The sequence below is a fragment of the Nonomuraea sp. NPDC048826 genome (assembly GCF_043198225.1).
Lineage (GTDB): Bacteria > Actinomycetota > Actinomycetes > Streptosporangiales > Streptosporangiaceae > Nonomuraea.
In genome coordinates this window covers 408,421-422,604 of sequence record NZ_JBICUQ010000001.1, presented here as the reverse complement: position 1 = coordinate 422,604, position 14,184 = coordinate 408,421, and the positions used below count along the sequence as shown (strand labels likewise).

The 14,184-nt window shown below is 71.7% G+C and carries 12 protein-coding genes and 1 pseudogene; 8 read left to right on the top strand and 5 right to left on the bottom strand.

From position 1 onward, the window contains the following. Window positions 1–9 precede the first annotated feature (9 nt). Window positions 10–360, bottom strand: coding sequence for a holo-ACP synthase (locus ACGFI7_RS02315; RefSeq protein WP_393398147.1), 351 nt, complete (start codon window positions 358–360; stop codon window positions 10–12). Window positions 361–418: 58 nt separating this feature from the next. Further along, window positions 419–1,831, bottom strand: coding sequence for an alkaline phosphatase PhoX (locus ACGFI7_RS02310; RefSeq protein ID WP_393398145.1), 1,413 nt, complete (start codon window positions 1,829–1,831; stop codon window positions 419–421). A 183-nt stretch (window positions 1,832–2,014) separates the two neighbouring features. Between ACGFI7_RS02310 and coaA the strand changes: the two genes are divergently transcribed. The 5 genes from coaA to ACGFI7_RS02285 all read left to right on the top strand — a co-directional run bounded on the left by coaA (window position 2,015) and on the right by ACGFI7_RS02285 (window position 6,427). Next, window positions 2,015–2,932: a type I pantothenate kinase gene (coaA, locus tag ACGFI7_RS02305; RefSeq protein ID WP_393398143.1), complete on the top strand. Its 918-nt coding sequence runs from the start codon at window positions 2,015–2,017 to the stop codon at window positions 2,930–2,932. A 107-nt stretch (window positions 2,933–3,039) separates the two neighbouring features. Further along, window positions 3,040–3,948 (top strand): ABC transporter ATP-binding protein, encoded by a 909-nt coding sequence (locus tag ACGFI7_RS02300; RefSeq protein WP_393398141.1) that lies wholly within the window; start codon window positions 3,040–3,042, stop codon window positions 3,946–3,948. Further along, window positions 3,941–4,798 carry an ABC transporter permease gene (locus ACGFI7_RS02295; RefSeq protein ID WP_393398139.1) on the top strand — a complete coding sequence of 286 codons (858 nt, stop codon included), beginning with the start codon at window positions 3,941–3,943 and terminating at the stop codon, window positions 4,796–4,798. Before ACGFI7_RS02300 ends, ACGFI7_RS02295 begins: the two co-directional genes overlap by 8 nt. After that, on the top strand, window positions 4,795–5,709 hold the full coding sequence (locus tag ACGFI7_RS02290; RefSeq protein ID WP_393398137.1) for an ABC transporter ATP-binding protein: 915 nt from the start codon (window positions 4,795–4,797) through the stop codon (window positions 5,707–5,709). The genes ACGFI7_RS02295 and ACGFI7_RS02290 overlap by 4 nt, the downstream gene beginning before the upstream one ends. Before the next feature lies 1 nt (window position 5,710). Beyond that, entirely contained in the window at window positions 5,711–6,427 is a 717-nt protein-coding gene (locus ACGFI7_RS02285) for an ABC transporter permease (RefSeq protein WP_393398135.1), read from the top strand. Between the two features lie 52 nt (window positions 6,428–6,479). Here the strand turns inward: ACGFI7_RS02285 and glmM are convergent, their stop codons facing one another. The 3 genes from glmM to rplM form a co-directional block, all read right to left on the bottom strand. Then, window positions 6,480–7,832 (bottom strand): phosphoglucosamine mutase, encoded by a 1,353-nt coding sequence (glmM, locus tag ACGFI7_RS02280; protein WP_393398133.1) that lies wholly within the window; start codon window positions 7,830–7,832, stop codon window positions 6,480–6,482. 1 nt (window position 7,833) lies between these two features. Continuing rightward, a complete protein-coding gene (gene rpsI, locus ACGFI7_RS02275) occupies window positions 7,834–8,355 on the bottom strand; it encodes a 30S ribosomal protein S9 (RefSeq protein ID WP_393398131.1) in 522 nt (173 codons plus the stop codon). 68 nt (window positions 8,356–8,423) lie between these two features. Then, a complete protein-coding gene (rplM, locus tag ACGFI7_RS02270; RefSeq protein ID WP_393398129.1) occupies window positions 8,424–8,867 on the bottom strand; it encodes a 50S ribosomal protein L13 in 444 nt (147 codons plus the stop codon). A 388-nt stretch (window positions 8,868–9,255) separates the two neighbouring features. On the opposite strand from rplM, the gene ACGFI7_RS02265 reads away from it, so the two are divergent. From ACGFI7_RS02265 to ACGFI7_RS02255, 3 genes and pseudogenes are all read left to right on the top strand, one after another. Then, window positions 9,256–9,939: a CAP domain-containing protein gene (locus tag ACGFI7_RS02265; RefSeq protein WP_393398127.1), complete on the top strand. Its 684-nt coding sequence runs from the start codon at window positions 9,256–9,258 to the stop codon at window positions 9,937–9,939. 24 nt (window positions 9,940–9,963) lie between these two features. After that, window positions 9,964–11,346 (top strand): hypothetical protein, encoded by a 1,383-nt coding sequence (locus ACGFI7_RS02260; protein ID WP_393398125.1) that lies wholly within the window; start codon window positions 9,964–9,966, stop codon window positions 11,344–11,346. A gap of 633 nt (window positions 11,347–11,979) precedes the next feature. Further along, window positions 11,980–14,184: pseudogene (locus ACGFI7_RS02255) on the top strand (hypothetical protein); the annotation flags it as partial.

The window sequence follows — 14,184 nt, the reverse complement described above, 5'->3', positions numbered from 1 at the left end:
CTGACCAACCTAGCCTTCGGCGATCACGTAGGCCATCGCGACGCCGCCGTCGTGGCTCAGCGAGACGTGCCAGCGCTGGACGCCCAGCTCGCGGGCGACCTCGGCGGCCTCGCCGGTGACGCGCAGCTCGGGCCTGCCGTTCCCGTCGCGGCGCACCTCCGCCTCCAGGTGGCTCAGGCCGCGGGGCGCGCCGAGGGCCTTGGCCACGGCCTCCTTGGCGGCGAACCTGGCGGCCAGCGACTGGATCGCCAGATCCCGCTCGGCCGCGGTGAACAACCTCTCGCGCAGCGCGGGCGTGCGCTCCAGCGCGTCGCGGAAGCGTGCGATGTCGACCACGTCGACCCCGATGCCGAGGATCATCGTCCCAGGCTACTCGGGGATGATCCGCGCACGGGGCCAGCGCCGCGCGAGGCGTCGCTCAGAAGGCGCCACGCTGCCAGGGCCCCCAGATGGCGAACGAGCGTCCCCGCTCGGCCTGGACGTTCACGTACAGGGTCTGGCCGCCGGGCCCGAACGTGGAGCCGGCGAACTCGGCGCCCGGGTCTCCCGGGACGGGCATCAGGCGGCAGAAGTCGAAGATCTCGCCGTTTCTGGTCAGCCCGCGCAGGTAGTTGGCGCCGTCGCCGTCCTCGCAGAGCACGAGCGTGCCGCGGTTGCTGACGGTCACGTTGTCGGGCAGGTCGAGCGCGGCGGCCCTGGGCGACTGGTAGACGAGCCTGAGCGTGCCGCTCCACGTCTCGTACGCCCAGATCTGGCCGCGCCCGTCGCCGAAGCCGTCGGGCGGGTCGTCGTCCGGGTCCGTGTCGCCGCCCTGGGTGGAGACGAAGTAGACGGTGCCCTGGTGGTGGACGGCGCCTTCGAGCCTGGCGAAGACGGCGGCGCCGGCGGTCCTGCCCTGGTCGCCGACGGCCCGCGCGGCCTCGGCGCGGGACGTGCCCGGGGTGAATGACGGGTCGGGGTCCTCGATGTCCACCCACGTGGTGGCGAAGGCGCTGCCGGTCGGGTGCCCCACGGACAGGTCGGCGCCCGGGTCGCCCTCGATCGCGAGCATCTGGAGCTTGCCGCCGTCGAGCAGCCGCCCGGCCCGCATGGGGTCCTCAGGCGGGACGTACCGGTAGAGACCAGAAGGGTCGTCGAAGTTGTCCTCGGTGAGGTAGAGCGTGCCGCTGGAAGGGTCGAAGGCGGCGGCCTCGTGCGCGAACCGGCCCGCGGCCTTGATCGGCCGGCCGCTGGCGTAGCCCTTCAGCGGGACCTCGAAGACGTAGCCGTGCTTCTTGGTCAGCCGGGCGTTGCCCGAGCCGGGCACGTCGGGGCCGTCGACGGTCTCCTCGCAGCTGATCCAGGCGCCCCACGGCATGGGGCCGCCGGAGCAGTTCTTCATCGTGCCGGTGAGCGACGGCCGGCTCTTGAGCACCTCGCCGTGGCGGGTCACCTGGAGGGTGACGGTGCCGCCGCCGGCCATCCTGTCGTACGCGCGGCCGGGCTCACCGAACGCGCCGACGGGGCCGTCGACCTCATGGTTGCGTACGAGGATCGCGCTGTCGCGCGGGCCGGGGAAGGCGGCCATGCCGTCGTGCCTGCCGGGAACCTCGCCGCCGCCGGGCATCGGCTCGCCCGCCACGCTGAACGAGCGGTAGCGGAAGCCCTCGGGCAGGTGCAGCCGGACCTTGCCGTCGGCCTGGTCGCGCACGGGCTTCAGCCGGCCGTAGCCTCTGCCCGGCCCGTCGCTGAGGATCGGCTGCGCGCCGCCGCGCTGCCCCGCGCACGCGACCCCGGCGAACGGCCCGGCCACCAGGACGGCCGCTCCGGCCAGGAAGCTACGACGATCCACACGACCTCCAGAAGACGCCTCCGAACAGCGGCGACATCCGAAACAGTAGCCCGGACGCCGCTGCCCTTCGGGCGAATGGGCGATCCTTCCCCGAACTGGTTATCGGTAATCCCCCGTTTTCGTCCACAGCCTGTGGATACCCCGGCCGACAGCGGACCCGGACGGCGTCGTTACGCTGCCAGAGTGAACAACGGCCACGTTGAACTGAGCAGGGAGCAGTGGAGCGACCTCCGCAAGAACACGCCCTTGACTCTCACCGCGGACGAGCTCGAGGAGCTGCGCGGCATCGACGACCCCATCGACCTCACCGAAGTCACCGACATCTACCTGCCGCTGACGCGACTGCTCAACCTCCATTTCACCGGATCCAAACAGCGCAGCAGCGTGCTGAGCGCCTTCCTCGGGCATCCCGAGCGGCGCGTGCCGTACGTCCTGGGCATCGCCGGCAGCGTCGCGGTCGGCAAGTCGACCACGGCGCGGCTGTTGCACACGCTGCTGGCCAGGTGGCCCGAGCACCCGCGCGTCGAGCTGGTGACGACTGACAGCTTCCTCTATCCCAACGCGGTGCTGGAGTCCAAGGGCATCATGCACCGCAAGGGCTTCCCGGAGAGCTACGACCGCAGGGCGCTGGTGCGGTTCGTGGCGGAGGTGAAGGCGGGGGCCGCGGAGGTGCGGGCGCCGGTCTACAGCCATCTGGAGTACGACATCGTCCCGGGCGCCCACCAGGTCGTGAAAAGTCCGGACATCCTCATCATGGAGGGGCTCAACGTCCTCCAGCCCGCCCCGCCCACCTCCCTCGCCGTCAACGACTACTTCGACTTCTCCATCTACGTCGACGCCAAGGTCGAGCACGTCCGCACGTGGTATGTCGACCGCTTCCACAAGCTCCGCCGCACCGCGTTCGAAGACCCCAAGTCCTACTTCAGGTACATCGCCGAGATGCCGTACGACAAGGCGACGGACTTCGCCGTCAACGTCTGGCGCGACATCAACGAACGCAACCTGGTCGAGAACATCGCCCCCACCCGCGGCCGCGCCGACCTGGTCATGCACAAGGGCCGCGACCACTCCGTCCGCAGGGTGGTGCTGCGCAGGACCTGAACCCTGAGGACGACCCGGCCGGGCCCCGGATCCCGGACTCAGGGATGACACCCATTCATCCCCTGGGACGACGATTCGGAAGCACCCCGGCCGGTAGGGTCCGGGGCATGCACATCCTCGCCATCGAGGGGCTGACCAAACGCTTCCCCACCGTCACGGCGCTCGACCGGCTCACGGTCACCGTCGGTCCCGGCGTCACCGGCCTCGTCGGGGCGAACGGCGCGGGCAAGTCGACGCTGATCAAGATCCTGCTCGGTCTGCTGCCCGCCACCGAGGGCCGGGCCGCCGTGCTCGGTCTCGACTCCTTCACCCAGGGCGCGGAGATCCGCAGGCTCGTCGGCTACATGCCCGAGCACGAATGCCTGCCGCCCGACGTGTCCGCCACCGAGCTGGTCGTCCATCTGGCGCGGATGTCCGGGCTGCCGCGCACCGCCGCCCGCGAGCGCGCCGCCGACGTGCTGCGCCACGTGGGCCTCGCCGAGGAGCGCTATCGCCCGATCGGCGGCTACTCGACCGGCATGAAGCAGCGGGTCAAGCTGGCCCAGGCGCTCGTCCACGACCCCAAGCTGGTCCTCCTCGACGAGCCGACCAACGGGCTCGACCCGCGCGGCCGCGACGAGATGCTGACCCTGATCAGGCGCATCGGCACCGAGTTCGGCATCAGCGTGCTCGTCACCTCCCACCTGCTCGGCGAGCTGGAGCGGGTCTGCGACCACGTCATCGTCATCGACGCCGGCTGCCTGCTGCGCTCCTCCGCGCTCACCGAGTTCACCCAGGCGACCGAGTCCATCACGGTCGAGGTCGACGAGGGCGCCGACGCCCTGGCCGCGCGGCTGTCCGAGCTCGGCCAGACCGTCACCCCGCTCGGCCGCACCCTCCTCGTCAGCGTGCGCGGCCCCGAGACCTACGACGCCGTCCGCGACGCCGCCGCCGACCTCGACCTGTGCCTCATCCGCCTGCAGCAGGGCCGCCAGCGCATCGAGGACGTCTTCAGGGAGGAGGCCGCCCGTGTCTGAGATCTACGACATCGGTTACCGCCACTACGACGGCCCCCGGCTCGGCCGCTCCCACACCACGCTGGCGCTGGGCGTCCACAGCCTGCGCGGTGTCTTCGGGCTGGGCCGGCCCGCCCGCTCCAAGATCATGCCGTTCTCGCTGGCCGCCATCATGATGATGCCGGTCGTGGTGGCCATCGCCGTCATGTCGCTGACCCAGCAGCGGATCCTCGACTACAGCGGCTACGCCGTCGTCATGCAGGCCGTGGTGGCCATCTTCCTGGCCTCCCAGGCGCCCACCGTGGTCGCCCCCGACCTGCGCCACCGCGTGCTCCCGCTCTACCTCTCCCGCCCGGTCACCATCACCGAGTACGTGGGAGCCAAGGTCGCGGCCATGACCGTGGCACTGTTCCTGCTGCTGGCCGTGCCGCTCACGGTGATGTTCCTCGGCGACCTGCTCGTCGACATGCCCGGCCCGACTCCCACCGGCGAGTATCTCGGCGCCCTGGTCTCGGCCGCGGTGCTGGCCCTGCTGCTGTCCACCGTCGGGCTTGCCCTGGCCGCGCTGACGCCCCGGCGCGGGCTCGGCGTCGCCTCGGTGATCACCGTCTACCTGCTGTCCACCGGCGCGGCCCCGATGTTCTACGCCGCGCTCTACGAGGCCGGCTACCGGTCGGTCGGCGCCTGGGGGTGGCTGATCAACCCGTTCTGGCTGATCGACGCCCTGCAGGTGTGGCTGTTCGGCAGCGTCGCGCACGTCCCCGACGGCCTGTACCCCAGCGGCCCGGCGCCCCTCCTCATCGTGCCGGCCCTCATCGCCGCCGCCGTGGCGGTCCTGTCTGCGCGCTACCGGAAGGCGGCCTCGCAGTGAAGATCGAGCTCTCCCAGGTCTCCCGCTGGTACGGCAACGTCGTCGCGGTCAACGACGTCACCATGACGATCGGGCCGGGCGTCACCGGGCTGCTCGGGCCCAACGGCGCCGGCAAGTCGACGCTGCTCCACATGATGGCCGGGTTCCTGGCCCCGTCCAGCGGCACCGTCACCCTCGACGGCGCCGGCGTGTGGAAGAACCACCAGATCTACCGCGACATCGGCCTGGTGCCCGAGCGCGAGGGCGTCTACGGCTTCCTGACCGGCTGGCAGTTCGTCCTGTCGGCGGCCAGGCTCCACGGCCTGCCCAACCCTGAGGAGGCCGCGCGCAAGGCGCTGGCCACGGTCGAGATGGAAGAGCCGAAGGACCGCCGGGTCGAGACCTACTCCAAGGGCATGCGCCAGCGGGTCAAGGTGGCCGCCGCGCTCGTCCACGACCCGGCCGTGCTGCTGCTCGACGAGCCCTTCAACGGCATGGACCCACGCCAGCGGCTCCACCTGATGGACCTCATCCGGGCGATGGGCACCTCCGGCAAGACGATCCTGTTCAGCTCCCACATCCTGGAGGAGGTCGAGCGGGTCGCCCAGCACGTCGAGGTGCTGGTGTCGGGCCGCCACGCCGCCTCGGGCGACTTCCGCGACATCCGCCGGCTCATGACCGACCGGCCCCACCTGTTCCGGATCCGCTCCAGCGACGACCGCAAGCTCGCCGCCGCCCTCATCCGCGACGAGTCCGCCGGCGGCGTCACCCTCGGCCGCGACGGCCTGGAGGTGCAGGCCACCGAGTTCCGCAGGTTCACCCGGCTGCTCCCCCGGGTGGCCCGCGACGCGGGCGTGCGCCTGCACGAGGTGTCACCCGCCGACGAGGACCTGGAGAGCGTCTTCTCCTACCTGATCAACAGGAGCAGCTGACATGAACACCGTCGTGGCAGGCATCACCTACCGGGCGCTGCTGGGCAGGCGCAGGGTCATCCTGCTGCTCCTGCTGCCCCTCGCGCTGATCGCCCTGGCCTTGTTGTTCAGCTTCTTCGACAGCGGCGACCAGCGCACGACCATCGAGCTGATGCGCTCGTTCGCCATCAGCACCCTCCTGCCGCTGCTCGGCCTCATCGCCGGCACCGGCGTGATCGCCCCCGAGATCGACGACGGCACCATCATCCACCTGATGTCCAAGCCCATCTCCCGGCCGGCCATCGCCACCACCAAGTTCGCGGTCGCCGCCTCGCTGGTGGCCGTGTTCGCGGCCGTGCCGACCTATCTCGCGGCCTGGATCCTCGTGGGCAACGAAGACGGCATCGCCGCCGGATTCGCCGTCGGCACCCTCGTCGCGGGCATCGCCTACGCGGCCGTCTTCCTGCTGCTGGGCGTCGTCACCCGCCATGCGGTCACGATCGGCATCATCTACGCCCTGGTCTGGGAGTCGCTGGTCGGCAGCCTGGTGCCGGGGGCCAAGCGGTTCTCCATCCAGCAGTGGGGCCAGAGCATCGCCGACCAGATCACCGCCTCCCCGTTCTTCGAGGCGGAGGTCAGCCTGGGCTTCGCCGTCCCGGCCCTGATCATCGTCACCGTCGCCGCCGTCCTCTGGGCCGGCGTGCGCCTGCGCGCCTACTCCCTCACGGGCGACGAGTAACGGCTCGAACCGCCGTGACCTCCGGGTACGGGATCCGTACCCGGAGGATCGATCAGGCGCAGACGGTGCGGACCACGTCCGCGAGCCGTTCGGCCACCTTGGTGGCCTGCTCCTCCGACGAGGCCTCCACCATGACGCGGATCATCGGCTCGGTGCCGCTGGGCCGGATCAGCACCCGGCCCGTCTCGCCCAGCTCCGCCTCGGCCTCGGCCTCGGCGGTCTTGAGCTCCGGCGCGGCGGCCTTGCCCCGGTCGACGCCCTTGACGTTGATCAGGATCTGCGGCAGCGCCGTCATCACCGACGCCAGCTCCCGCAGCGACCGGCCGGTCCTGGCCATCACCGACAGCAGGTGGAGCGAGGTGAGCAGGCCGTCGCCCGTGGTGGCGTGGTCGAGCATGATGACATGCCCCGACTGCTCGCCGCCCAGGTTGTAGCCGTCGGCCTTCATCCGCTCCAGCACGTAACGGTCGCCCACCGCGGTCTCGATCACGGTGAGGCCCGCCTCGCGCATGGCCAGCTTGAAGCCCAGGTTGGACATGACGGTCGCGACCACGGTGTCCTTGGCCAGCGTGCCCTGCTCGTGCATGTCCATGGCCAGGATGGCCATGATCGCGTCACCGTCGACGATCGCGCCGGTGTGGTCGACGGCCAGGCAGCGGTCGGCGTCACCGTCGTACGCGATGCCGAGGTCGGCGCCACGCGAGATCACGACCTGCCGCAGCTTGTCGAGGTGCGTGGAGCCGTGGCCGTCGTTGATGTTGAGGCCGTCGGGCCGGGCGCCGATGGCCTGCACCTGCGCCCCGGCGCGCAGCAGCGCCTCAGGAGCCACCATGTGGGCGGCGCCGTGGGCGCAGTCGACCACGACGTCGAGCCCGTCGAGCCGGCCACTGACCGTGTCGAGCGCGTGGCTGATGTAACGGTCGGCCTCGCCGTACGCGTCACGCACCCGCCCGACGGACGAGCCGACCGGGAAGGTCCACTCCTCGCCGATCCGCCGCTCGATCTCGTCCTCGACCGCGTCGGACAGCTTGAAGCCGCCCCTGGTCAGGAACTTGATCCCGTTGTCGGGCGCCGGATTGTGCGAGGCCGACAGCATGACGCCCAGGTCGGCGCCGAGCGCGGCCGTGAGGTAGGCGACGGCCGGGGTGGGCAGCACGCCGAGGCGCAGCACATCCACTCCGGACGACGCGAGGCCGGCGACCACGGCGGCCTCGAGGAACTCCCCCGAGGCTCGCGGGTCCCGGCCTACGACCGCCACCGGCCGCTTGAGGCTGGAGCCGGTGGCGAACACGCCTGCATCGCCGAGGACGTGAGCCGCCGCGACCGAAAGGTCCATGGCGAGCTCGGCCGTGAGGTCGCGTCCCGCGACCCCACGCACCCCGTCGGTGCCGAACAGCCGCGCCAATTTAGCGCTTGCTGTACTGCGGAGCCTTACGGGCCTTCTTGAGGCCGTACTTCTTCCGCTCCGTGGCGCGGGCGTCACGGGTGAGGAAGCCGGCCTTCTTCAGCGGCGGGCGGTTGACCTCGACGTCCAGGATCGCCAGCGCGCGGGACAGACCCATGCGCAGCGCACCGGCCTGGCCGGTCACGCCGCCGCCGTCGATGCGCGCGATGACGTCGAACGCCTCCTCGGCGCCGAGCACCACGAAGGGCTCGTTGACGATCTGCTGGTGGACCTTGTTCGGGAAGTAGGCGTCGAGCGAACGACCGTTGATCGTCCACTTGCCGGTGCCGGGGACGATGCGCACGCGGGCGATCGCCTCCTTACGGCGGCCGGTGCCGTACGAGTTGCCCGTGGTCACGGGCTTGCGCACGGGGGCGTCGGCGCTGGCGGCGGATTCGGTGGTGTACTCGGACGGGAACTCCTCGCTGGAGAAGTCCTCCTGCTCGGGCTCGACGGCCGTCTCGACACCGGTGGGCTCAGCCACGGTTCTCCTCTGAATCTTTCGAAACTCGGTACTGCCCTGGCGAGGGGCGCCCCCTCGCAGGTGGTGGTCTACTGGGCGATCTGGGTGATCTCGAACGGCACGGGCCGCTGGGCCTGGTGCGGGTGCTCGGAGCCCGCGTAGACCTTCAGCTTCTTGATCATCTTCCGGCCGAGGGAGTTCTTCGGCAGCATGCCCTTGACGGCCTTCTCGACGGCCTTGTCGGGCCGCTTCTCCATGAGCTCGCCGTAGGTGACGGAACGCAGACCGCCGGGGTAACCCGAGTGGCGGTACGCCTTCTTCTGCTCGAGCTTGTTGCCACTGAGCGCGATCTTGTCAGCGTTGATGATGATGACGAAGTCACCGGTGTCGACGTGGTTGGCGAAGATCGGCTTGTGCTTGCCGCGGAGCAGGGTCGCGACGTGGCTGGCCAGCCTGCCCAGGACGACATCGGTCGCGTCGATGACGTACCACTGACGCTGGACGTCGGCGGGCTTCGGTGAGTACGTGCGCACGGTCGTAGCCTTCTTTATGCTCGCGTCTTCGGCGCGCCGCCGGACACGGCGGCGCTTGGGGTCGGTCGGTGCGGGCACACGACGGCCCGGACCTTCCGTCTCCCGGCCCGATGGACCTTGGTGATGGGAGATGACGCCGGACGCGCCGCGCATCGGTCACGCGGACCTATGCACACAACGAACGAGAGGTTACCTGCCCTCGGGAGGGCAGTCAAAAGACCGGTAACCTGTCGTGATTCTACCTGACCACAGAACGAATCTATTTCGGTTCCCGGCAATCCCTTCTTTACCAGGACCCGACATCCCTATCGTTGGTGGCGGTATGTGGCAGAGTTCTCACACCCGGCACACCCAGCGGACCGTCCGGCGCCGGACCAACCTGGGTGCCGTGGGCCTGCTCGCTGCGGCCTTGTTCACGGGTGTGCTGCTCGGCCGCATGTCGGGCGACTCGATCCCCGACGACCACATCTTCCTGAACGAGACGACGCCGCCCACCGCCGCACAGGCCGCCCCGCAGACCACGCCGCGCAAGGCCCAGCCGCAGGCCGAGCGGATCCCCCGGCAGGCCACCACCACGATCCCGCGCGGCAAGACCGACGTCCGGCCCACCAAGAGCCCCACCGGGGAGATCGCCGGCTTCACCGACGGCGACCCGGTCCGGGTCCTCGGCGACGACCAGTCGCTCAGGAGCATGCCGGGCATGGCCGCCGACGTCGTCCGCCTCACCAACGCCGCGCGGGCCAAGAACGGCTGCCGCCCCCTCAAGACCGACGCCAGGCTCACCCGGGCGGCCCGTACCCACTCCATGGAGATGGCCAGGTCCGGGCAGTTCACCCACGAATCGCCCGACGGCGCCTCGCCTTGGGACCGGATGGAACGGGCCGGATATCACAACGGCACCGCCGAGAACATCGGCCGGGGCTACGCCTCCGCCCAGGAGGCCGTCCGCGGCTGGCTCGCCAGCCCCGACCACCGCCGCAACATGCTCAACTGCGACTTCAACGCCATCGGCGTCGGCGTGGTGTCAGGCCCCGGAGGGCCTTGGTGGACGCAGGATTTCGGACGTTCGTGACCCCCTTCACGGTAATGTCTCCGCATGGGTTTTCCCGAGGAACCGCAAACCGGCACAGACGGCACCCCGCGTCGTTCTCGTAGAGACCGCCAGCCCCCGGCCGACTCCGGCTTCTTCACGCCCGCCCAGCAGGGCGCCGACGGGCAGCCGCCGTCCCCCGCGTTTTCCCCGGCCGGTGACGCCTTCACGCCCCGCCAGCAGGGCCAGTCCGGCCCGCGCGGCGCGTCCGACCCCTTCGCCCCCGGCCCTCGGGCGGGCGCGGACCCGTTCGCCGGCCCGCGCCCCGGTGGCGACCCGTTCGGCGGCCCGCCCAACGGTCCGCTGGGCGCGCCCGTCCCTCTCGCCACCGGCCCGCAGGGATCGCCCGGCGCCGCCGCTCCCGGCCCGCGCAACCCGTCAGACCCCTTCGGCGGCGACGGCCCGTCCGACGCGTTCACGCCGAACAACAGGAAGCCGCCGCCCGGCGCGCCGCAGCCCCCGGAGTCCTTCAACCCCGCGAACAACCCCGCGAACGGACAGCCGCCGGCCGGGCCGCCCGCGGACGCCGCCCCCGACGCCGACGGCGCCAAGGAGGCCCCTCGGGGCAGGCGCGGCAGGAAGGCCGCCAAGGCGGAGAAGCCCGAGGCCGACTCCCCCGACACGCAGGACAAGTCGGAGAAGCCCGCTCCCCGGCAGACGTGGAGCCCCTACGACGAGGGCCCGCGCTCCCGTGGGCCGCTGTGGGCCTCGCTCGCCGGTCTCGGCGTGCTCGCGCTGCTCGGCGGCGGCCTGGCGGTGATGTTCAACGCCGACGACCCCGCCGCCGTGTCCGAGTCGGCGCAGCGCACCTCCGCCCCGCTCCCGTCGGCCCCGCCCGGCGAGTTCGGCTACGCGGGCAGCCGCAGCACCGACCCCGACCCGCTCACCGTGAAGGAGCTCTTCAAGACCAAGAAGATCGCCGTCTCAGGCCGCGAGTACGAGATGACGATCACCAGCAAGGACAAGAAGTGCGGCGACGGCGTGCTCGGCGACAAGCTCACGAAGATGCTCAAGTCCGCCAAGTGCACCCAGATGATGCGCGCCAGCTTCCGTGACAAGAAGGGCGAGATCATCGGCACGGTCGGCGTGGCCAACCTCAGCACGACCAAGAACGCCGCCAGGGTCGCCAAGACCGGCGACAAGTCCAACTACGTCAAGCCCCTCGCCGGCAAGGACGAAGTGACCAAGTTCCTGGGCTCGGGCAGCGGCGGCGCCAAGGTCTGGACCCACGGCCACTACGCCGTCCTGGTCTGGTTCCAGAACAAGGACGGCTCCGAGCCCGACAAGAAGGCGTCCAAGCGACTCTTCCAGGCGGCCGACGACATCACCAAGGCGACGGTCTTCAAGGCCCTCGACGTCCGCACCCTGACGGGGGCCCGCGCGGCCTGAATCTTCACTTCGTACGAGAAAATCCCGCAAATGTAACGATCGATCAGGCCCGGAACACTCATACCGTGGGAACGATCTAGCTACTCTCGCTACGCTCGGCTTATGCGTGGCCAGGGACCCGGGTCCGAGCACGAGCGCAGGGAAGCGGGCGGCGCACCTCCGACGCCCCCGCCGAGCTTCGGTCGCCAGCCACCCCAGGAGCAGGGGGGTCCACCGGCATTCCCGGACGACCCCTCGGCGCAAGCCTGGCTCACCATCGACGGCGACCCGCCGCACGACGACGCCTGGCAGCCTCCCGGCACCGCCCCCGCCGAGACCTGGCTCGCCGTCGACGACTCCGCCCCACCGTCCCGCGCGGACGTACGGGACGAAGCCGCAGAGGCACGAGCCCACGGCAGCCGTTCCGCCCGCCACGACTCGGCGGCTGCAGGAGACGACTCCGCGGGCGTACGAGACGACTCCGCGGCTGCACGAGACGGCTCATCGGGCGTACCAGACAGCACCGCAGCCGCGCGACACGACTCAGCGGGCGCGCAAGACAGCACCCCAGCCGCACGACACGACTCCACGGCCACACCGCCCCGGCCTGTCGGCGGCGAGCCGCCCGCCTATCCCGGCGCGCAGCCCTGGGAGGTGCAGGACTCGGAGGGCGCGGCCTACGACTGGTTCGCCGACGGCGAGGAGCCCCCCGCGGCCGTTCCCGTCGCCCCACCCGCCGTCATCCCCTGGCCCCAGCCGCCCAAGGGTTCCTGGGGCGAGCCCGCCACCGCCAGCCCCTCCCACTGGGAGCCTCCCCCGGCGTTCACCGCCGCGGCAGCGGGCATGCAGGTATGGCCCGCCCCGGTCACCGACTCCCCCGCCATGCCCCCCTGGCCCGCCGCCACCGGCGAACTCGAACCCGACGACGACACCCCCCAGCCGTACGCGCACGACCGAGCCACCATCGACCACGACACCCACCCCGGCGCCCACCAACCGCGCCCCTACGCGCCCGACCTCCACACCGGCGCCCCCCAGACACAGCCTTACGCCCCCGGCCCGCAGAGCGGCGAGCACCCGTACGAGCGCGCCCCCCAGAGCGGCGAGCACGAAACCCGTCCCTACGGCCCAGGCCCCCGGACCGGCGACTATCGAGCACAACCCCACGCCCCCGGCCCCCAGAGCGGCGAGCACCCGTACGAGCGCGGCCCTCAGAGCGGCGACCACCAAACCCGCCCGTACGAACCAGACCCCCGCACCGGCGACCACCAGGCGCAGCCCTACAGCCCTTGGCCCCAGAGCGGCGACCACCAGCCCGGCCCTTACGCCCCAGGCCCCCAGAGTGGCGGGAACCAGACTCGCCCGTACGGACTCGACCCCCGGCACGACGCACCGGCTCCCGGCCGGCCGTCAGGTCCGGCCTCGCCCCACCCCGGCGGGCGCCACGCCGAGCCCCCCGCAGCAGCCGCCCATGCCGAATCCGCCCCGGAAGACTGGGGAACGGAAGCGTTGTCGTCGCGGTACTTCGAGCCGGAGGCGATGGCACGCCCGGTGCCCCTCAGCGCCCCCACACCCGGCGACCACGACGCGCCTCCGCCCGCCGACGACGAGGGCCGTACCCCGTACGGCGGGGACGACGTGGAGGTCTACCCCGTCGAGGACCCGAGGCCGCCCTACGGCGTGGAGCCGACCCGTCCCTCGTACGACCAGGACCTCGGCCCCGATGGGCAGCCGAGTGTGGAGGGACCGACCCGGCCCGGCCGGGTGCCGCCGTTCGCGAGGAAGGCGGGGCCGGGGTTCGGCGGCGGGGTGCCGGTGCCGTCGCCCGGTCCGAAGGGGCCGCCGGCGCCGCTGTTCGACCCCAAGCGCTCCCCCGCCGCCCAGCAGGGCACCACCGCGCCTCCGCCCGCCCCGCTCCCCGACGCGGCAGGCGGTCCCGGCCAGAGCACCCACCCGGTCGAACGGCCCGCACCGGGCTCCGTGGGCCCGCCACCGGCCGCCGGTGTCCCCTATGCCGTCTCTCAACCCCTGGCCGCTCCTCACTCCCAGCCCGCAGGCGGCTCCCAGGCAGAGCACGACATTCCCGACACGTCCCAGGAACCCGACACGCGGCCCGCGAGCCGCCGTGCCGAACCGAGCGACGTGCCCGTATGGCCGCCTCCCCCGCAACACGAGGACCCGGACCACGACGAACTCGACCTCCCGTTCGCCCCGGAGGTCTGGGGCCGCCGATCCGCCCAGGAGGATCGTCCGACCCCCATGGAAGACGAGCGCGGACCCTCCTCTCCCCAGGGCGACCACCCGCCTGCCCAGGCCCATCCGCAGACCCCGACGCCCCCCGCCGCCGAAGGCCCGCACACCTCGGGCAGCGTGATCCAGGGCGTTCCGGTCCCGCCTCCGAGCAGCTTCGGCAGCCGCCCGCCCCAGGGCACCGGAGGCCCGCCCGCGCCGCGAACCTCCGCGCACCCCGTCCAGGGCACCGGAACCACCCCCCAGAACGACCCGTCCCAGAGCACCGCGGCTTCCCCGATGGGCGGACCGCAGGCCGCCGCCGGGCCGTCTCGCGTCGGACCCCTCACGCCGCCGCCCACCACCCAGGAGCCGCCCCAAGGCGGACCTCACACCACCCAAGGACCGTCCCACAGCGGACCTCACGCCACCGAAGGACCGTCCCACAGCGGACCTCACGCCACCGAAGGACCGCCTCGCGGTGGACCATCCACCACCCAAGGACCGTCCCACAGCGGACCCCCCGCCACCCAGGGACCGTCCCACAGCGGACCTCACGCCACCGAAGGACCGCCTCGCGGTGGACCATCCACCACCCAAGGACCGTCCCACAGCGGACCCCCCGCCACC